Raw genomic sequence first — 21,169 nt, 5'->3', positions numbered from 1 at the left:
TTATCATTATCAGTCGACATATTACACCGATATTCGGGTGGTGACAGGAACTGTCAGGGGGGTAACCGATGGAAGATGAAAAAGTTATTAAGCTAGAGCAGAGAGTCAGGCAACTTGAGATGGATGTTCAGTTACTAAAAGAGCAACGTTTGGCTGAGAAAGAACCAATCAAGCCGAAGCAAGAGCCAAGATCAGAGGATACGCTCAATACAACTGATTATAAGCAACAAATCGTAAAGCCAAGAACCACCGAACCGCCCAATCCTTTTGAAACACCGAAGAAAACTGCAATGGATACTAGAAAGGAGCCGGTTGATTGGGAAAATCTGATTGGTAGGGTCTGGCTGCCAAGAATTTTTATTTTCATTCTATTATTAGGAGTTATTTGGGGATTCAAAGTAGCGGTCGATGCAGGAATATTAAATGAGACGAATCGAGTTATTACTGGTTTTCTTGCTGCAATTTTACTTTTATACATCGGCGAGAAACAAATCAAGCGCGATCATCATGCATTAGGAAAGGTGCTTGTATCCGGTTCTGTTGCGATTCTTCTATTGTCAACGTTTGCGATGCATATTTTATATGGTATGATTCCAGCCGGGTTTGCCTTTTTCCTGAATGTTCTCTGGGTTGCCATGGGAATTTATTTAGCCCACCGCCATAAATCAGAGGCAATGGGGATCATGATGACGGCATTTGGCTATTTAATCCCATTTCTCGTCCAGGGAGAGACAGATACTAATGAGATTTTTCTTGTGATTGGCTATGAACTGCTCTTCTATATTGCATTATTAATTTTCGCCGTTCGCATGCAATATAAGAAGCTTTTCTATATTGCTGCAGTACTGCTTCATCTTGTCTTTCTAACATTGTCCATGTCTGCTTTCCAATATGATTCGATTGTTTTCGTCTGGATGGCAGTGGGTATGATCCTGCAGCATGAATTGATCTTTGGCACCCTCTATTTTAAAAAGATGAATAATAGAGGGACATTTCCTGTTCTGTTTACCAGTTTTATAGCGACATTGCTTTGGACAAAAGGTGGTTTTGATGCCATCGATCAGGATCTGTATTATCTGCTCTATGTGGTCATTGCCACCATTCGATATGGCACCGTTGCCTATTATTCCCATCTGCGGAAAAGGGAAGAATTATTTCCGCTGTCCATTGTCCTTTCAACAATTGGTCTGTCTTGTATCATTTTTGAGGGCTTGAATAATTCGGATATGATTTTTTCCATGTATTTGATTGTAGGTTTATTCGCCACGTATATCGGATACTATTTCCATGTTTTCGCACAAAGGTTTATCGGACTGATCATTTATTTTTTAACCGCATTAATGGTTGTTGCTGATCCGCTGTATGATCTATGGAGTTGGGATTTATTCAACATGCTTTTATTGATTGGAACGCTTTATGCCATGCATATTCTCTTAAAACCGTTTGTAGAAAATCATGTGCAGCAAATACTGACAGGTGTCCTGCTTGCTGCACATGTCCTGTTTTTGATGAAAATACCAAACCTCTATCAGGCTATCAGTTTGGAAACCTTATTATGGATTGGGGTGATTATTTCTTTATATATTTTGTATCAATTGGTACGGACAGAAATCAATCGCTACTTTCATATGGTAGTGGTAGCAGTAAACGTAACGATTCATTTGACCTTTATTACAAAACTTATTACAGCACTGACTGTCAATCAATCAGTGAGTATTGAAGTGATGTCCATATCGATTGGCTGGGCTCTCTATGCAACAGGCTGTTTGATTGCAGGATTTGTTTATCAGAAGAAATCTGTCCGCCTTTTGGGGATTGGGCTACTTTTCCTGACACTTGTTAAGCTTGTATTTGTCGACCTAGCCTTCCTCGACCTCATTGTCCGTGCTGGATTATTTATGGGTATTGGTGTGTTGGGTATCGTTTTATCCCGCTTGTTTTATATCAAAGATAACAGAACAGAGAAAGAGGATTAATTTAGGTCACTTAGCCTACTGTAGGGGTGAACTGCTTGAGACTTACGAAAGTATGTGAGAATTGCCCAGTCCGAACAGTAGAAAATTAAACTTTCGTGGATGTTTCTATGGTCAAATACTTGGGTTACTGTTTAATTATTAGATAATAATTGAGAAGGAAATAGAGTGCGCCATTTCTGATAATGATGGTTGGGAAAGGACATTTTATAATTCCCCATATATGAGAAAGTAAGTTGTAAATTGATTCCACGTTTTGGGCATACTAGCTAAAAAGATGAGGCAGGTAATTCATTTGGCTAGACGTGGAAGAATTAAAAAAAGTAATTTACTGTTATATTTGATGCTCTTTACAGGCTTTTTATTAATTGCTGCTTTCTATCAGATTGTACTCTTGTTATCAAGCTTATCTATTGTAGGTTGGTTAATTATCGGCATCGTTATAACAGGTATAATCTTGATAAGAAGAAATTTAAAGCAGAAAAGGGAACGAAAAGAAAAAGAAGAACGTTGCAAGGTGCTGGAAAGACAGGGGAATTTGAATCAATTAAGAAAGATGCCCTTTAGACAATTTGAAATTTACGTTTGCGATTTGTTTAGACAGATGGGATATGATGCCCATGTAACTCCGCCAACTGGTGACGGCGGGAAAGACATAATGATCTATAGAGATGATTATTTTGCAATCGCCGAATGCAAACGTTTTGGTGAAGGAACGAAAGTAACCCGGCCACAAATACAAAAGTTTCATAGCGCTATTATTGATTGTAAAGCAGAAAAGGGATATTTTGTAACGACTGGAGAATTTACCAAACATGCAATATCCTATGTTTTGGATAAACCTATTATCTTAGTAAACGGCAGCAGGTTAGTTGAAATTATAGAAGAAGCAACCAAAAAACTTGATAATGAGAGTGAAGTTTTTTTACTGTAAATCTAGTCATCGCTTTAATACTTTGCGATGGGAAATAGGCACCAACTTATTTAAAAATGTTTTTAAAAAGAGGTTCCACTAATTACAGTGGAATCTCTTTTACCAAATAATCACCTAATCTTCAACCTCAATAAGAAAGACTTTCTCTTCATAGCTGCCACGCTGCTCAGCATTATCCAATCGGATCTTTTCTAATTCTTCCATGGAGGAGCCATGAACATCTTTCACCAGCGTATTAATTAATTCTAGTAGATCAGCCAGTTCTTCCAATGCATCTTCTTTAGTTGCTGCCCGCTGGTATTCTTCCACTTCTTCAAGTACTTTTTTCTTCAGCTCCAAAATATAACGGTCCTGATTTAGAGTGTCAGTCTTACAATCTTTACCGGAGTTTTCGATGATTTCCGGGATACGGTCACGTACGAGTTTATTATATGTTGGCATATGAACACTCCTTTTAATTGTTAGTTTACTGTTTCACTTTTGCCTACGAGATAAACATCGACAGAGAGGGATTTTGCCTCCTATATCTTTTACATGAAAGATTATCAAAAGGATAGTTGTCTGGATAGAAAATAAGAAGTGCTATATTAATCGGATAATTATGAAGGAAGGGGATCTTCATTGCTGTTAAGAATAAGATAAATATGAGTCGACCACTGTACCCTCGAACAAAAAGCGGAAAATAAATTTAGACATATAAAGTTTTGCTTATTGTAAACTTATTTTAACCTTATCTTAAGGGGAATTTAATTAACTTTTAGTATAATAAATTAAAAGTTAATTTTTCCGTATAAGGGAGGAACAGAATGAAAATTTTAATTACAACGGAGTGCTATACTCCAGTAATTAATGGGGTAGTAACTTCTGTTGTGAATTTACATCAAGAATTAATTAATCTTGGACATGAGGTACGAATACTAACATTATCAGGAAAGTTGCGCTCGTTTGAGAAGGATGATGTAACATATATAGGATCTTTAGGAATTGGTAAAATCTATCCGGGTGCAAGAGTAGCATTAGGTACTGAAAATTTATACCTCAAGGCTATAATTGAATGGGAGCCGGACATTATCCATTCCCAAAGTGAATTTAGTACCTTTCAAATGGCTAGGCATATAGCGAAAAAGCTTCATATCCCAATTGTACATACCTACCACACCATATACGAGGATTATACGCATTATTTCTCACCTAATAAAAAATGGGGAAAGGCCATGGCTGCACGGTTTACTAAATCTATTCTAAAGCATACCGAGGGTGTGATTGCCCCTACGGACAAAGTACGATGTTTGTTAGAAGGTTACGGTGTAAATCAAAAGATTCATGTTGTACCTACAGGAATAAATTTGGGGTTATATGTAAAAAAGGTAGAAAATATTAACAAACAAAAACAGAAAGATACAATTGGTATCCCTAGTAATCACAAAGTGCTTATATCTGTTGGACGATTAGCAAAGGAAAAAAACCTGGAAGAGATAATACTTTTTCTATCAACAATACAAAAACGTAATTTCACCTTGTTGATTGTCGGAGATGGCCCACATCGCAGTTTTCTAGAAAAGTATGTATGTGAATTAGGACTTTCGGAAAAAGTGATTTTCATAGGAATGGTTCTTCCTGAAGAAATATCTGCATTTTACCAATTAGGAGATGTCTTTGTTAGTGCTTCCAATAGTGAAACCCAAGGATTAACGTATTTAGAAGCAATGGCAAATGGGATTCCTCCACTTTGCCGAAAGGACCCAAGTTTGGAAAAATTGATTGTGGATGGGGTTAATGGATGGCAGTTTTCATCATACGAAGAGTTTGTTACAGGATTGGATTTGTTATTAAAGAACAGGGACTTTATAAGTCAAAATGCAAGATTAGACGTAATTTCTGACTATTCTTCTGCTGTGTGCGTAAAAAAGGTCGAGAAGATTTATCGAACTGCACTTCAACAGTATAAACTGAAAGAGAAAGAACTACTTGCTACTCTGTAAAGAATTAAACAAATGAAGAGGTAAGCCCATGTAACCGCAAAATTCTAGGTGCCAGTCTCCAACTACTTTAATACTGTAAAGCGGTGGGGAGTGACACCATTTTGGTAGAATTGCATTTTGATTACCTAAATAACTTCTTAAACAATTTAAATATATCAAATGATGTTTTGTTGTAAACCTTATTGTAGGCATATTTCTTGGGATTACGAACCCATCCTTTGCCTTTTGGCATCTTTAACCCTGCTCGATGGACGACTTGGCGTTTAATACTCGTTTTTGCAGATATTCTTTTCTTCAAGCTTGGTTTTCGCAAACCGAATTTCATGAGATTCCTCCTATAAATTCTTTTACCAAATATGGGTGTTAAATTTGTGGGTTTCTATTTATATTCTACTACAAGGATATGTAATTAAAAGGATTGTATGGCATTTTCATAATGAATTTAGATTGAATTCAAGTGCCAGTCCCCATTGCTTTAATACGTAAAGCAGTGGGGAACGGAATGATGTGACCCCCTTGTTTGTATTCAGTCCGTAAAAAAGTAATGAGGAAATTGTGGATAGGAGAATACAAGCATTAAACACTAAATGGACTAAAAACAGGAGAACAAAATGAACAAAAATAGAAAGTTCAAAATGAACATTGACTACAAACCACTTCCTGTGAATGAAAGAGACGAAATTTTTCGAAATGGAATTTTCCTATTCAATATCTCCAGAATTATGGAGCATATTAATAAGGGCGATTTAGACGTTGAAGAAGAGCAAATTGATATTAACGAATGGTTTAAAACGCATTGGCATACTTCGGTCAATGAAGATCATTTGCCAACGGTTGATATTACGCAACCTACACTGCAAGCGGAAATCAGTCCGAATATACATGTAATTATTGATGGAAATCATCGAATCGAGAAAGCGTTTCGTGATGGAGTTTCTTGTATACATTCCTATAAAATGAGCGGGGAACAGCTTGTGGCATATTTAAAAGATGTAAGAGGGTATGAAGCATATATTAAATATTGGAATTCAAAGTTGTAATTTAAATAGGGTACGAATATAATTACCCTAATTGATAATAATTTAAATTTGTTTAATAATCATGATTTTTGTTTCAAGAATATAAATTAGAGAGAGCTTGGGAAAATAAAATTTGAATAAGTAAGGGGGAGAGGCTGCACAGAGTTTTGTGCAGTTTTTCTAATTGAAAAAAATGACCTTTTAATGGGTCTATCGGGATATGATAAAGAGCAGCAAGACTGAATGGCGATAATCAATCTTCGCCTGTCTGCATGCTTCCTTAACTAAGGAAAAGAAGCAGTAGAACATCCAGCACTTTAAATTACAATTTCTTGCAAGCAAGAAAAAACAGTACGTACGTAATAATATCATACGATGTTGAATAAAATGGAGCGAAGTGCAAAATAAAGGGGATGTATACACTGGGTAATTATTTAGAAAGTGTTGTTTTTGAACATCGGTTTTGGCTCCAGGTTCTTGGGGATCATTCTCGCTTTATCCATGATTCGCTTTATCCTTCCGAAAAAGAAGACATTGCAAAAGCTGCTTATTTTATCGAACACTTCGATCACCTTCTTGCCCAAGCAAGTTCTCTCACCGAATCTAATGCCACTTCTTTTTCGATTACTGTTGAGGAGATTGTTGAGCAATTAAAAGAGTTTAAACTTTCCATCATCAAACGACATTTATGTAATGGAATTGGCATTCACCTTTCACCTACTTTTCTAAATCATATGGTTAACGAATTAGAAGAATACCAACTTGTATTAAGCTACCTCAAAAAAGGGAACATACCACCAATATTCCACGAATTACATCATCATTTAATTTGGCTGCTTGATGCTTCTGGCCATGCAGGAGCAATTAATGATCGAATGGATGGAGTAGAAAAAAGACTAAAGGAAAAAAGCAAGAACTTTACCAAACACTTTGATCAATTTTATTTGAAAGCTGTTGAATTAACGGGTTATTTACGTGCAAATGTTAAGACATTTCCAGCATTAAATAGATTTAATGATAATGTTGATGTAGAAATAGAATTATTTAAAACTTTTTTGAATGAACTGGAGGAAATGGAATTAAGTGCGGAAGTGTTAGGAACATTTACGGCTTCGATGGCAGACCATATGGCAAGGGAGGAACATTATTACTTAATGAAGTTGGCAGAATCCAGAACGCAACAGCGGGGTAGTTAAGTAATTAATACAAATATAAAAAGGAAAACCTTTAGATTCTAGGTGCCAGTCCCCAACTACTTTAACACTGTAAAGCGGTAGGGGACTGACACCACTGTATCAAATACCTCACTGGTCGTAGCATCTTCCATGGTGAACTCTGAAAATGATAGCTTGTCTTTAACATCCTGAATAGAGAGATTTCTGATTTCACATCTTCCTTCATCACTTAATGCTTGGACTTGGAGAGTAAATATTACCAAATAAATATAATCTATGAAATTTATGTAAATCAATTATTTTCACTTGTGAAGTTATGCACATGATGGTATATTAAGTTTATAAATCTTTTATGTGAATAACTTCACGTAAAGTTGTGAAGCAATGAACATAAATGCTGGAGGATGATGATTGATGAAGGTAGCAGTTATTGGATGTACGCACGCTGGAACAGCAGCGATTAATAATATATTGAACCTTTACCCTGACGCACAAATTAATGTTTTTGAAAAAAATGATAATGTTTCATTCCTTTCTTGTGGTATTGCCCTATATGTAGGTGGCGTGGTTAAAGATGCGAATGGACTGTTTTACGCTTCTGTAGAGCAATTCGAGAGTCTTGGTGTACACATGCATATGAATCATGAAGTGATGGCCTGTGATGTGGACGGGAAGCAAATACAAGCAAGAGATATGAAAACAGATGAAACGAAAAACTATAGCTATGATAAGCTGATTATTACTTCAGGTTCTTGGCCTGTAACACCACCAATTCCCGGTTCTGATCTGGAAAACGTTTTGTTATGTAAGAACTTTGACCATGCAAAAGAGATTATCAAACGTTCAGAATCCGCTCGAAATGTTGTCGTTGTTGGAGCAGGATATATTGGTGTTGAGCTAGTTGAAGCGTTTGAAGAAAACGGCAAAAATGTCACATTAATTGATAGTGAAGAAAGAATTCTAAACAGATATTTAGATGATTCATTCACTGCACCTGTTGAAACAACTTTCAAACAACGTGGCATTGATTTGGCACTTGGTCGAACTGTTTCCGAATTTGAAGGTACTCATGCTGTGAAAAAGGTGATTACGGATAAAGGAGAATACAACGCAGACTTAGTCGTGATGTGTATTGGATTTAGACCGAATACAGGACTATTTAAAGGTCAATTAGATATGTTGGGCAATGGTGCAATTATTGTTGATGAATATATGCAAACAAGTGTGAAAGATGTGTATGCTGCGGGGGATTGCTGTGCTGTAACTAATAATGCAACAAAAAAACCGGCATATATTCCATTAGCAACCAATGCGGTTAGAATGGGTACACTTGTGGCTCATAATCTAGTGCGTCCAGTCTTGGAGCACCCTGGAACACAAGGCACTTCAGGATTGAAAATATACAATCATAATATTGCATCAACAGGATTAACAGAAAGTGCTGCAAAATTAGCTGGATTATCTGTAGATAGTGCCTCAATTGTAGATAACTATCGTCCAGAATTCATGCCAGAAAATGCGGTAATTCAATTAAAGCTAGTCTATGAAACTGAGACCCATCGGATTGTTGGTGCTCAAGTCATTTCGGATGCTGACTTTACGCAGGCAATTAACACAATAAGCGTGGGTATTGCAAACAATATGACGATTGAACAATTGGCATTAACTGATTTCTTTTTCCAACCACATTACAATAAACCAATAAATTTCATAAATCAAGTAGCAATGGAAGCAATGGAAGCAATGGCAAAGGAAACTGGGAAAATTAAAAAACAGGAAGCCGTACTTGTTTAATTAAAGAAAAACGGTTTTGGTGAATGGCCTTAAGTATAGTGAATACTAAAGCGGAAAAGCAGCATTAGAGAATTTTCTCTAATGCTGCTTTTTAATGTTTTCTTAAAGTGAATTCTGATAAGGGACGAACAAGGTATGTTCCAAATGCTTGCAATACCAAACATACTCACCTAACTACAACCCAACTTTGCAGAAGAGGATATTGCTACGGAGTTTGGTTTCAAAAGAATTAATGAGTAAAGAAACAGGAGGTACAGCTATCCACTAAATGCTATAAAGCGATGGGAGGTGTCACGACTTTGTAAATGAAAAAGAAACAATCGTCGTTAAATACATCGCACGTTATGATATTATAAAATTAAAGAACATATGATATCAATTTAGTTAAAAAGTAAGGACAGAATCAGAGAGAGAGAAAATCAATAGATGCTTATATCAATCAATTTTCCTCTTATTAGACTTGAACAGGAGGAAATGAAAGTGAGCGCACAAAACTATTACTATCAATTTCTAGAGCCATTCAATAAAGAATTAGCATTGGTTGCCAGAGAACTAGAAAACAGCATATTCTCAAGTCCACGAACAATGCTTACACATGCTAGAGTATTTGTTGAAAACATTTTGCAGCTAGTTATGAAAGAAGAAAAGTTACCTGAAGGCGGTTGGACTTCATTAATAGAACGAATTGACGTACTAAGTGATAATGGGTACATTACGACTGAAGTACGTGATTCATTGCATTTTGTAAGGAAAATGGGCAATCAGGCTGCACATGATACTCGGAAATTTCGCTACTCGGAGGCTTTATTATCCTGGGAGGAAGTTTATGTAATTGTAAGATGGTTTACGGAAACATACGGATCTTTGGATTTTGAAGTACCAGTTTATCAGGATCCTGCTCCACAGGAAGAATCCTATGATATTTCAGAAATTGAAATCAGGTTAGAAGCTTTGGAAGAGCTTCTAGTAGCTTCTGTTAGTAAGCAAGAGAATTCAGACGTGACCGAACCTCAAACGGGCACAACAATGGAAACGGTCGGCGAACCGATACCACCTGGTTTTACCACGGTTCGGACCATTAATTACAAGAATCAAAAAGTAGAAATTCCTTATTTCCTCCGTGATGCATTCCTTCTACCTCAACGTTTTGAAAGGTCCGAGACATTTCTGATTCGGTTGGGTGCGGAACAGCAAGGGCGAATTATTAGTGAATTGCCAAATAATTTAGAAGGTATTTCAAAACATGTGAAACGATATAAGGAGAAAAATGAAGAAATATTATTTGAGGAATTGAAAGTTTACATAGAGGAAGAGAAAAAGAGAAGAGAAATTTTCTTACAACGACCTGGCGAATTACTTTTCTTCTATAAGACGGATTACCTTATCGTAACGGAAGAAATTGCATCCACGCCATTAAATGCTGAATTATTTACAGGTTTTCCAAGCCTGTTGAGACAATTGAAAGAAGATCAGATAGAAACAGTTGGTCAATTACCACGAGAATTAATGATACTTGCGAAGTATGAAAATGTTGGTGTAGGAACTGTGAAAAGTTTGTTTGACCAGATTAAGCAAATTCAAAATGGATAAAGTTCTCATGTTTTGACGGGGATTCAAGTGCCTGTTTCTCGTAGCCTTAATACCGTAAAGCTATGGGGGACAGAAAAAGGTAGCCTACAAATCTTCCGAATACTATATTCTTACTCTGATAGATCTTAAAGACCAATCCCAGCGAGAATTGGTCTTTTTTTGGTCCTCGCCTTTTCTTATACAAGCTCTCGTAACTTCTAATCCATATTTTGCTCGTTCAGATAATGTCATGCTCAAACTATGCTAATCCACTAAATATCATAAAAACTATTTCCCCATCGCTGTTGTAGTATCAATTTTTTCTCATTAATAGAGAAAAAGTTAATGCCTTTATCCTGAAAGTCATTAATATAACGAAGATAGTAAGTAGAAGTCGATGGAATCGATAAGGGGGAAAACGACTGTTTTTTTAAGAAGACTTTTACAAAATAAATTAACTGTATTTATTTAATAAACAGAAAAAATAATTAAATGATACTTGACTTGTCGAATTGTTCAGTCTATTATGAGAGATAAGGAAATGGACTAGCAATTCCATTATACGGAATAAGGGTTGCGATAGATATCGACTTGCAATTGAAATTACTGCTTTTGACAAATATTTTCTCTTTATCCTGATTTCCGTAGGATTATAAATAGCAGGGGGTGCCGGATGTCGAAAGATTATAAGATTTAAGGAAGCGAATCAGGTAGGGATGGATTCATTATGAAAAGTATGGGATATTACTAGAATTTTTAGAACCTAATTTAAAGAATGTAAGCGATATCAATATAGCCCAGCGCTAGTGGGCATCTTGAAGGCATTCACAAAAAGGTTGGGTATCTATCAGGACGTAATTACCTTAACATCGACTTTATGTTGGAAGTGATAGATCAACTTGCAGATGATGTGATAAACGATGTCGGTAGATTTCCATAACCCAAGGTAAGCTGTAAAAAGAGGCTTTATAGCGAAATGATGTCCTAGAGCCCTTAAAGTCATTGGCTGTAAAATGGATAGATAAACCATTAAAGAAGTTGTGAAAGATTAATATCTAGTAATACTAGCTTCCAGCAAACCCAGAAAACTCTCTGAAAGCAAAATATAAATGGAGGAGATTTAAAATGAAATCGATTACAAAAGAAGCAAGATACTTGAAAGATCTTTACAAGGATTGGAGCGACCGTATGTTGGAAAATCCCGACATGAGACTTTCGGATCAACGCAGTCTTTTCGACGAGTGGGGAAAACCAACATATGAACCTGAGAATGTTACTTATAAGACAGAACAAGTAGGAGGAGTTAATGCCGTTTGGACATTTCCAGTTGGCTGTGACAAATCCAAAGTGCTTATTTATACCCATGGTGGCGGGTTTGCGGTAGGCTCTGCAGACAGCCATCGTAAACTGGCTGGTCATGTTGCAAAAGCGCTTAATATATCTTCATTGGTAGTGGATTACGAGCGTGCTCCTGAGAATCCTTTTCCATCCCAGCTGGAAGAACTTGTGAATGTTTATAAGACATTGTTGGATTCCGGTATTAAACCTGAAAATGTGACAACAATCGGGGATTCAGCAGGTGGAAACCTTGCTATATCTTCTGTACTAAAGTTTCGTGAAGAGGGACTTGAACTACCGGGAAGTGTCATCGCTTTTTCACCATGGCTTGATATGGAATTGTCTGGTGAGACGCTTGATACAAATGATTCAACGGATGCTCTTATATCACGCCCACTACTCGAAGGGATGCGTGCAGGCTATATAGGAGACGATGAAGCAAAGGCAACAAACCCGCTGGTAAATCCCTTACATGCTGATTTCAGTGACTTTCCTTCGTTATACATTAATGCAGGAGGAGACGAGTCACTATTGGATGATGCAAGACGTTTGCACGAGCTTGCCAAAGAAGCAGGGGTTAATTCAACATTGTCCGTTGTGGAAGGTATGCAACATGTATTCCCTAGCTTAGCAGGACGTGCTCCAGAAGCTGACCAAGAGATTAAGAGAATTGCAGACTGGTATAAAGCTTTGGAAAAGTAATGTAAAGCGAAATAAACACTATTGAAATGAGAAAGTTTGATTGATAGACAATCCTTCTTGGTGCATAACCCGCTCACCATGAGTCTGCAGAACAGCCAAGGTGGATTTAATAACAGGAATTGGAAGAAGACAAGGTTACTAAAAATATTTTAAATCATAAGGAGGCAAATTATGAGTGAAAATAATCGGGTTAATGTTGGGTTAGACTTTGATGCAGTGGTTATTGGTGCGGGGTTCGGCGGTCTTTATGCAGTTCACAAGTTGCAAAATGAACTTGGGCTAAGCGTGTGTGGCTATGAAAAAGGCGGCGATGTGGGAGGTACCTGGTATTGGAATCGATATCCTGGTGCCCTGTCTGATAGTGAAAGCTTTGTTTATCGTTATTCATTTGATAAGGAATTGCTGCAAGAGTGGACATGGGAGAGTAATTATTTAACACAGAAAGAAGTGCTGAATTATTTGACTCATGTTGCTGAGCGTTATGATTTGTATCGCAGCTATCAATTCAACAGAGAAATCAAGGCAGCCCAATACAATGAGGAGGGTGACTATTGGGAAGTTACTACAGACAAAGGTGATACGGTTACTGCAAAATATTTGGTGACTGGTCTTGGTCTATTGTCGTCAACCAATAAACCAATGTTCAAAGGAAACGAAATCTTTCAAGGAGAACAATATCATACTGGTGCTTGGCCAGATGGAGTCAGCCTGGAGGGGAAACGTGTCGGGGTGATTGGTACCGGGTCAACAGGAATCCAATTGATAACTGCTATTGCGCCTCAGTGTGGTCATCTTACAGTATTTCAGCGTACGCCACAATATAGTGTTCCACTTGGAAAAAGACCCCAGTCAGAAGAAGAAATTAACGAGATTAAAGCCAATTATGACAAAATCTGGGACCAGGTAAAAAATTCAGCTACAGCTTTTGGGTATGAGGAAAGCGACGTACCTGCATTTTCAGTATCTGAAGAGGAACGGGAACGTATTTTTGAAGAATATTGGAATAAAGGAAATGGTTTCCGCTTTATGTTTGGTACTTTTGGTGATATTGCGACAGACACAGAGGCTAATGAGGCTGCGGCAAGTTTCATCCGAAAGAAAATTAACCAAATTGTTAAAGACAAAGAGACTGCTGAAAAATTGACACCACAGGAATTGTATGCAAGACGCCCAGCGGCAGATAATGGGTACTATGAAACCTTTAATAGGGGCAATGTTTCACTCGTTGATGTGAAGCAAAATCCTATTCAAGAACTTACACCAAAAGGCGTCAAAACAACGGATGGCGAATATGATCTGGACGTATTAATCTATGCAACCGGGTTCGATGCAGTCGAAGGAAACTATGTCAAAATGGATCTCCGTGGCCGAAATGGTGTGGCGATTCAGGACAAATGGGAAGACGGTCCAACAGGTTATCTTGGTATCATGAACACGGACTTTCCTAATATGTTCATGATTCTTGGGCCAAATGGTCCATTCACAAACCTGGTGCCTACGATTGGAACCCAGGTCGAGTGGATTTCAGACATGGTTAAACAGATGGTTGAAAACAATTTGAACACCGTTGAACCAACTGCTGATGCTGAAAGCGAATGGCTTGAAACGTGCAGAACAATTGCAGATGCGACGGTATTTTCATCAGCGCAATCATGGATTTTCGGAGCTAATGTTCCTGGTAAGAAAAGCGCAGTAAGGTTCTATATGGGAGGACTCGGTAATTTTAGAAAGTTCCTTGAAGAAAGTAGTATAGAAGGACTTGTTTTTAATAAAGAACGAAATAAGGTAACTCAGGAATAGATAGAAGGTATTTTCTCAGCCCCTATAAGAGATGATTTCAGGAGGCTGTTATCACTTAATATAACGTTTTTTTAAATGAGTAGAGTCAGTTAGGCGAAACAGCACCTACTCAAAGAGGAGGAAAATAATGTATATCAATGGAAAGTGGTTAGAGACAGAGAAGCAGCTAGAAGTGATCAATCCGGCAAATGGTGAATTAGTTCAGACCGTATCGATGGTTGGAAAAGAGGAGACACAGGATGCCATTCAAGCAGCCAAGACAGCTTTCCCAAAATGGGCGGCTTTAACCGGTGATGAGCGTAGTGCTTATTTATCTAAAGTGGTTGATAAATTGGAGGAGAAAAAAGAGGTTTTTGCCCGGACCATTACTAAAGAAATGGGAAAAAGCATTCACAATGCACGTTATGAGGTTAGTAGTTCAATTAACTTTTTTAAATGGTATGCAGAAGAAGCACGGCGCGTATACGGGGATGTCATTCCTCCATCGGCACCACATAAAAGGGTCTCTGCGATTAAACAACCAATCGGAGTTGTGGGTGCGATTACACCATGGAATTTCCCATTACAAATGGGTGCAAGAAAACTTGGGGCGGCTTTGGCTGTTGGATGTACAGTTGTTTTCCGCCCCTCCCGTGAGGCGCCGTTAACATCACTTGAGTTATTTAAAGTTTTTGATGAAGTGGGGATTCCGGATGGTGTGGTTAACCTAGTAATTGGTAATTCTTCTGATATCGTCGGTGAATTAATGGCAAGTGATGATGTTCGTAAGATTTCCTTTACAGGGTCTACGGAGGTCGGTAAAAAACTAATTCGACTATCCGCTGACACGGTAAAACGTGTTTCCATGGAACTCGGTGGGCATGCTCCCTTTATAGTGTTCGAAGATGCTGATATTGATCTTGCTGTAGAAGGTGTCATCGCAAGCAAATTCGCTTCAACCGGTCAGCAGTGTGTATGTGCCAACCGTATCTATGTACATGATTCGATATATGATTCATTTGCTTCCCGATTTGCTGATAAGGTCTCCACGATGGCAGTTGGTGACGGATTGGATGAAGATAATAAGATAGGTGCAATGGTGAATCAGGATGCAGTTGATAAGTCACATGACCATGTGACCGATGCAGAGAGTAAAGGAGCCAACGTTCTTTATGGTGGCAAAGCTTTAAATGAAGGAAAGTATGCAAAAGGCTATTTTTACGCGCCAACGGTGTTAACAGAAGTTAATGAAGAAATGAAGATTACACATGAAGAAACATTCGGGCCAGTCGCTCCATTAATTCGCTTCAACACGGAAGAGGAAGTCATCGAAAAAGCAAACAACACAGAGTATGGCCTCGCTTCCTATTTTTATACTAATGATCTTTCACGGGCTCACAGAGTCTCGGAAAAACTGGAATATGGAATGGTTGGCGTGAACGATCATGCTCCATTCTCTGTTCAAGCTCCGTTTGGTGGGGTCAAAGAGAGTGGATCGGGAAGAGAAGGTGGTAAATACGGATTGGAAGATTACCTGGAGACAAAGTTAATCTCGATGGCTATTCGTACTTAGTGCCAATAGGCGTAGAAGAAAACGATGCAAGAGAAATATTCTCTACTTTAAATAGTCTGTATCGTTTCGGATAAAGCGGGATCATATGGAGGTCTATCATTTGGTAATGATCATCTTTTACCCTTTAGAAAGGGATCGTTAAAGAGATTATTTACCATTTGATAAACCGTCAGGAACGGAGGAACTCATATGGAAAAACTAGTGCAACAAGCCAATCAGGCACTGTCTTGTGTGGAATCTGGGCAAACGATACTTGTTGGCGGCTTTGGTTTGATTGGTGCACCATTAACATTGATTGATGGACTAATAAAGAAGGACGTAAAAGATTTGACCATTGTAAGCAACAACATCGGAGAACCAGGAAGAGGGCTGGGACTCGTGCTGAACCAGAATAAGATCAAGAAAGCTATTGGCTCTTATTTCACCAGCAACAGGGATGTTGGGGATAAATACCAAAAGGGTGAGATTGAACTGGAGCTCCTGCCACAGGGGACGCTCTCGGAGTCCATCCGGGCTGGCGGGGCTGGCTTGGGAGGATACTATACAACCACAGGAGTCGGAACGGATCTAGCTATAGGGAAGGAAGAACGTGTGATTGATGGAACGACCTATATTTTGGAGAAATCAATTCACGCAGATATAGCTCTTATTCGTGCCCATAAAGCGGACACGCTCGGCAATTTGGTTTATTACAAAACAGCACGTAATTTCAATCCGTTAATGGCGACAGCCGCAAAGACGGTTATTGTGGAAGTGGATGAGATTGTGGAACCTGGTGAACTGAACCCTGAGGAAATAATTACCCCACATCTTTATGTCGATACGATCCTTGTAGCAGAACATATTCTTACAACAGAGGGGGTAGTGGTACATGACCGTGAGTCTATCGAAAATAGAGTTACAGCAAACAATCGCTAAGCGGGTTGCCAAAGAACTGAAAGGATCAATAACCGTGAATCTCGGTGTAGGGATACCAACGCTGGTGCCTAAATTCATTGAAGATCCCAAGGTCCATCTGCACACAGAAAATGGTCTGCTCGGTGTGACAGATGTCAAGGAAGAGGATCCAAACCTAGTAAATGCGAGTAAATTGCCTGTCGGCGAGGCTGTTGGCGCATCTTATTTTGACAGTGCGGGTTCATTTGGGATGATACGTGGAGGTCATGTGGACATGGCGATATTAGGAGCATTGCAGGCAGATGAAACAGGCCAGATAGCGAACTGGGCGGTACCCGGTAAGAATATTATCGGTGTAGGTGGTGCGATGGATCTTTTGGTTGGTGCCAAGAAAGTAATTGTAGCGATGAGCCATGCTTCCAAAGATGGAGAGAGCAAGATTATGGAGAAGTTAACCTACCCGAAAACATCAAACAGAAGCGTCGACATGATTATTACCGATCTCGCAGTCTTCGAGGTAAGAGAAAGACAGTTGTATCTTCTTGAACTGGCACCGGGTATATCCGTTGAAGAGGTACAGGAAAAAACGGAGGCAAACTTCATTGTGGATTTATAAAACATATAATTCACTGAAAAAGGAATTAAACATTCGGATGGAGTGTTACTTTTGAGTCAAAGTTTATTAAAATCGATTAAGTTACTGGATTGCTTTAAAGGAAGAGGTGAGTTGACACTGCAAGAATTGGTGAAGCTGTCCAACCTTCCTAAAACGACCGTTTTCAGATTGGTCTCCTCGTTGGAAAAAGGGGGATTATTAGTAAGTAGAAGAGAGTTTAACCGAGCCGTAAAATATAAATTAGGACTTAAATTACTAGAGCTGGGAAACAGTGTACTACAACAACTTGAGTATAGAAAAGTAGCATTTCCTTATATGGAACAACTGAACAAAGAGTTAAATGAATTTGTTCATTTGACAGTTATAGAAGGAAATGAAGCTGTCTATGTGGAGAAGATAGCCAGCAATAAATCTGTAAGACTTGTTATTGAAACGGGAAAAAGGGCTCCGCTATACGCAGGTTCTGCCTCTAAACTCCTGTTAGCATATATGGATTCGGACTCACTTGAAGCGTACTTAAAAAACCTGACCATTATAAAGGTTGGGGACAATACGATTGAGGACAAAGAAACCTTAAGGGAAGAGTTAGAAAAGATTCGAAAAAATGGATATTCCAGAAGCCACGCGGAGCACTTTAAGGACACAATGGGATTTTCCTGTCCTATCCGTGATAATACTGGACAGGTGATTGCAGCACTTGGGGTTAACATACCCATTACGGATTACTCTGAAGACCGAGAGCCCATTATCTTGGAAAAGGTTCGAGAAATGTCAGTGAAAATATCCGCTGAACTGGGTTATAAAGGTTAGAGCAATCAAGAGGAAATAATCTCCTAAGAAAAAGTTAATTTATAGAGGAAGACAACTAATTCTATATATCGAAAAACCAGACTTCTGTGTAAAATAGACAGTCTTTTAACGAGAAATCTCAGAATACTTAAAATGACATGGAGGTATCTAAATGGGGATCTATGGAAAAAAGTTTCACACCGTCTTTAATACAAATGTGACTTTTGGAGTTGACAGTGTAAAAGAAAATTTAGTTACAACAATTAAGGACTATAATAAGTCCCAAGTTTTCCTGGTAACTGATCCAGGGTTGGTGAAAGCTGGTGTAGTAGATAAAATCACCTCATTACTAGGTGAAAATTCAGTAAATTATACTGTTTTTTCAGAGGTGGAAGCAAACCCGAGGGCCGAAACAGTGATGGAAGGTGCCAAAAAATTTAAAAAGGAAGAATCCGATTTAATTCTCGCTGTCGGGGGAGGAAGTGCCATAGACTTTGGAAAGGCTGTCGGTGTAATGATCAGCCACGAAGGCCATATTCTCGATTATAGAAGAGGTGAAAAAGAATTAACGAATGAAACACCTACCTTATTTGCAATCCCGACAACAGTAGGTACAGGTACTGAGGTTACTGCGATATCAGTAGTAACAGATGATGTGAGGGGTAGAAAGTATGTTATATCCTCTCCACTTCTAACACCTGATATAGCTTTTGTGGATCCGATGCTTACAAGTTCTCTTCCACGTCACATTGTCTCAACTACTGCAATTGATGCTTTAGTTCATGCTATAGAAGCTTATGTGTCTATGAAATCAAATCCTTTCTCTGATGGGCTAGCCTTGCAAGCAATAAGGATGATAGAAAAAAGCTTGCCTGCAAGTTATGCGCAACCGGAAGATATGGAAGCTAGATCACAACTCCATTTAGCTAGTACTATAGCAGGATTAGCCTTTGGAACTGGCGGATTAGGAATGGTACATTCTTGTTCACATCCTATGTCTGCTGTTCACGATGTGCCACATGGATTAGCTAACGCTGTTATTCTTCCGCATGTAGTAGAGCATAATTTGATATCCAATCATCAGAAATACGCTGACATAGCGCGAATTTTTGATGATTCCCTGTACGCTATTAGCGATAAAAAAGCGGCCGAAATGTTGGTTAATATTCTAAAAGAATTTATTGCTGATTTAGATATAGCAACAGACTTCTCGTATTTAAAATTAGAGTTTACAGAAGAAATGGTAGATCGCCTGTCAGAGGACGCAATGAATGATATCGGAACTATACCTAATAACCCAAGAAAAGCAGTAAAAGAAGATATTAAAGAGATTTATAAAAAAGTATTACCACTAAGTAATGAGGAGTAGATGATTGATGTGTATAAACGGTGGTGAATAATAACACACTCTTTCAATCTTCTGCATCAATAGGATGTCATTGAATTTGCATCCACTTTTTATCATAAATGAAAAATATCTGTAATAAAGTTATTTGTTAATTAGAGGGGATGGGGTTAATTGGCAATTTATAATAGAAAATATGGGGAAGAACAACCTTATTTTCCTTTAGGGCCTTTTAAAATAAGACTCCCATTTATACATTACAAATGGGAAATGGCAGAAACAATTCAATCACTCGCCTTAGTAGTAGTTGCTATTAGTATGATTCCTATTTTAGAGCAGAATTTAGGTCTTCCATATGAAGTAGCACTTGCATATACCATTATTCACGGAATTGTAAATATGTTCCCAGCTTTACTTGGAGTAGCATTTGTACCAGGCTGGATTACTGCTGCTTTACCATTAGTCCTTATTTACTTAGGAGATTTTGAACCAGGTCCTCAAGCTATTCAGGCAATGGTTGCCTTACAAATAATTTTATTTCTCATATTTTTCCTGCTTGGTATAACAAAACTGGGAGGAAAACTAGTGAAAGCTGTTCCTAATTCCTTAAAAGGAGGGATATTGATAGGTGCAGGAATTGCTGCAGTTTTAGGTGAGATAGAGCAGGGTGGTAGAGTAATGGATACTCCAATTTCACTTATCATTGCTGGTTTAGTAACATTCTATACCATGTTTTCACTCTCATTTAGGAGATTAAGGGAAAAATCTAAATTTGCTACGATGCTATCAAATTATGGTATGGTCCCAGGGCTAATTGTAGGAATTATTGTTGCATGGATCGTTAAAGAATATCCCCTCCCAAACCTTGAGTGGGGTATTGTAAGTCCTGCATTTGCTGAAATGTGGCAATATACACCATTCGTAATTGGATTTCCAAGTTTTGATGTTTTCATGTTAGCCATACCGACAGCGCTAATAGCTTATATCATTGCTTATGGCGATATTGTTGTTGGAGACACGCTTCTTGAGAGATCAAATGAATTAAGAAAAGATGAAGATATTGATAATAATATTGACCGTGTACATTTAGTTACTGCGTTGAGAAACGGCATTCACGCTTTAGTAGCTCCATATCCTGGCTTAGCTGGTCCAATTTGGACAGCAGTTACAGCAACCGTATCCGAAAGATACACATTTGGTAGAAAAGCTATGGATTCGATTTTTGGTGGTATTGGTACGTTCCATATTGTTAACTTTATAGCATTATTCTTACTACCACTTGTAACATTTTTCCAACCTGTTCTTCCTATAGCATTATCAGTTTCTCTCCTTGTAACTGGTTATATTTGTATTCAGATCGGTTTAGAACAGGTGAATACACCCGCTGAACAAGGAGTAGCTGGCATCACAGCTGTAGTTCTAGCTATACATGGTGCTGCTTATGGGTTAATCACAGGTTTAGTGTTATACGTTCTTATAGTTAAGAATAAGAAAAAGGAAAATATAAGTAAATCGGACGATACAATAGTAGAAAATCAGCAGAAGCATGGATAATTAGTAATTACAGTATAAAATCCGTGTTCATTAAACATTTTTATTTATTTTTATTTAATATAAGAAGGTTAATATATTGAAATTAATGAGACTGAAAATAGGAGGACGATCGGTTGGTAGATTACAAGAG

At 38.1% G+C, this 21,169-nt stretch carries 17 protein-coding genes; 15 read left to right on the top strand and 2 right to left on the bottom strand.

Translation table 11 applies throughout. The features are described from left to right. Window positions 1-68: 68 nt before the first annotated feature. Window positions 69-1,976, top strand: coding sequence for a DUF2339 domain-containing protein (locus tag BV906_RS03455; RefSeq protein ID WP_087972055.1), 1,908 nt, complete (start codon window positions 69-71; stop codon window positions 1,974-1,976). Between the two features lie 292 nt (window positions 1,977-2,268). Next, window positions 2,269-2,907, top strand: coding sequence for a restriction endonuclease (locus tag BV906_RS03450; protein ID WP_176330250.1), 639 nt, complete (start codon window positions 2,269-2,271; stop codon window positions 2,905-2,907). 114 nt (window positions 2,908-3,021) lie between these two features. On the opposite strand, the gene BV906_RS03445 is transcribed toward BV906_RS03450, so the two are convergent. After that, entirely contained in the window at window positions 3,022-3,348 is a 327-nt protein-coding gene (locus BV906_RS03445) for a nucleoside triphosphate pyrophosphohydrolase (protein WP_087972053.1), read from the bottom strand. Window positions 3,349-3,713: 365 nt separating this feature from the next. Here BV906_RS03445 and BV906_RS03440 point away from each other — a divergent pair, with 365 nt between their 5' ends. After that, on the top strand, window positions 3,714-4,889 hold the full coding sequence (locus BV906_RS03440; RefSeq protein ID WP_087972052.1) for a glycosyltransferase family 4 protein: 1,176 nt from the start codon (window positions 3,714-3,716) through the stop codon (window positions 4,887-4,889). 121 nt (window positions 4,890-5,010) lie between these two features. Here the strand turns inward: BV906_RS03440 and BV906_RS03435 are convergent, their stop codons facing one another. Next, window positions 5,011-5,214, bottom strand: a complete 204-nt coding sequence (locus tag BV906_RS03435; RefSeq protein WP_087972051.1) for a hypothetical protein — start codon at window positions 5,212-5,214, stop codon at window positions 5,011-5,013. A 286-nt stretch (window positions 5,215-5,500) separates the two neighbouring features. Here BV906_RS03435 and BV906_RS03430 point away from each other — a divergent pair, with 286 nt between their 5' ends. The 12 genes from BV906_RS03430 (at window position 5,501) to BV906_RS03375 (ending at window position 21,039) form a co-directional block, all read left to right on the top strand. Continuing rightward, window positions 5,501-5,929, top strand: a complete 429-nt coding sequence (locus BV906_RS03430) for a hypothetical protein (protein ID WP_245843816.1) — start codon at window positions 5,501-5,503, stop codon at window positions 5,927-5,929. A 392-nt stretch (window positions 5,930-6,321) separates the two neighbouring features. Then, window positions 6,322-7,104 (top strand): DUF2935 domain-containing protein, encoded by a 783-nt coding sequence (locus BV906_RS03425; RefSeq protein WP_425435163.1) that lies wholly within the window; start codon window positions 6,322-6,324, stop codon window positions 7,102-7,104. A 393-nt stretch (window positions 7,105-7,497) separates the two neighbouring features. Continuing rightward, complete coding sequence (locus BV906_RS03420; RefSeq protein WP_087972050.1) at window positions 7,498-8,877, top strand: FAD-dependent oxidoreductase; 1,380 nt, start codon at window positions 7,498-7,500, stop codon at window positions 8,875-8,877. 474 nt (window positions 8,878-9,351) lie between these two features. Then, window positions 9,352-10,467, top strand: a complete 1,116-nt coding sequence (locus tag BV906_RS03415) for a DUF4145 domain-containing protein (protein WP_087972049.1) — start codon at window positions 9,352-9,354, stop codon at window positions 10,465-10,467. A gap of 1,104 nt (window positions 10,468-11,571) precedes the next feature. Further along, entirely contained in the window at window positions 11,572-12,486 is a 915-nt protein-coding gene (locus BV906_RS03410) for an alpha/beta hydrolase (RefSeq protein WP_087972048.1), read from the top strand. Between the two features lie 171 nt (window positions 12,487-12,657). Continuing rightward, a complete protein-coding gene (locus tag BV906_RS03405; RefSeq protein ID WP_087972047.1) occupies window positions 12,658-14,286 on the top strand; it encodes a flavin-containing monooxygenase in 1,629 nt (542 codons plus the stop codon). Window positions 14,287-14,413: 127 nt separating this feature from the next. Further along, the gene (locus BV906_RS03400) at window positions 14,414-15,838 is read left to right on the top strand and encodes an NAD-dependent succinate-semialdehyde dehydrogenase (RefSeq protein WP_087972046.1); all 1,425 of its coding nucleotides are present in this window, start codon (window positions 14,414-14,416) and stop codon (window positions 15,836-15,838) included. 189 nt (window positions 15,839-16,027) lie between these two features. Next, the gene (locus tag BV906_RS03395; RefSeq protein WP_087972045.1) at window positions 16,028-16,756 is read left to right on the top strand and encodes a CoA transferase subunit A; all 729 of its coding nucleotides are present in this window, start codon (window positions 16,028-16,030) and stop codon (window positions 16,754-16,756) included. Further along, window positions 16,710-17,351, top strand: coding sequence for a 3-oxoacid CoA-transferase subunit B (locus BV906_RS03390; protein WP_217896377.1), 642 nt, complete (start codon window positions 16,710-16,712; stop codon window positions 17,349-17,351). The genes BV906_RS03395 and BV906_RS03390 overlap by 47 nt, the downstream gene beginning before the upstream one ends. A gap of 51 nt (window positions 17,352-17,402) precedes the next feature. Further along, a complete protein-coding gene (locus tag BV906_RS03385; RefSeq protein WP_140321949.1) occupies window positions 17,403-18,161 on the top strand; it encodes an IclR family transcriptional regulator in 759 nt (252 codons plus the stop codon). A 151-nt stretch (window positions 18,162-18,312) separates the two neighbouring features. Continuing rightward, window positions 18,313-19,509 carry an iron-containing alcohol dehydrogenase gene (locus BV906_RS03380; protein WP_087972043.1) on the top strand — a complete coding sequence of 399 codons (1,197 nt, stop codon included), beginning with the start codon at window positions 18,313-18,315 and terminating at the stop codon, window positions 19,507-19,509. A 150-nt stretch (window positions 19,510-19,659) separates the two neighbouring features. Further along, window positions 19,660-21,039: a solute carrier family 23 protein gene (locus tag BV906_RS03375; protein WP_087972042.1), complete on the top strand. Its 1,380-nt coding sequence runs from the start codon at window positions 19,660-19,662 to the stop codon at window positions 21,037-21,039. Window positions 21,040-21,169 lie beyond the last annotated feature (130 nt).

It is taken from the genome of Oceanobacillus rekensis, assembly GCF_002153375.1.
In the GTDB taxonomy this organism is placed as follows: domain Bacteria; phylum Bacillota; class Bacilli; order Bacillales; family Amphibacillaceae; genus Oceanobacillus; species Oceanobacillus rekensis.
The sequence above is the reverse complement of the archived record's forward strand: the minus strand, read 5'-3'. Positions and strand labels throughout refer to the sequence as shown.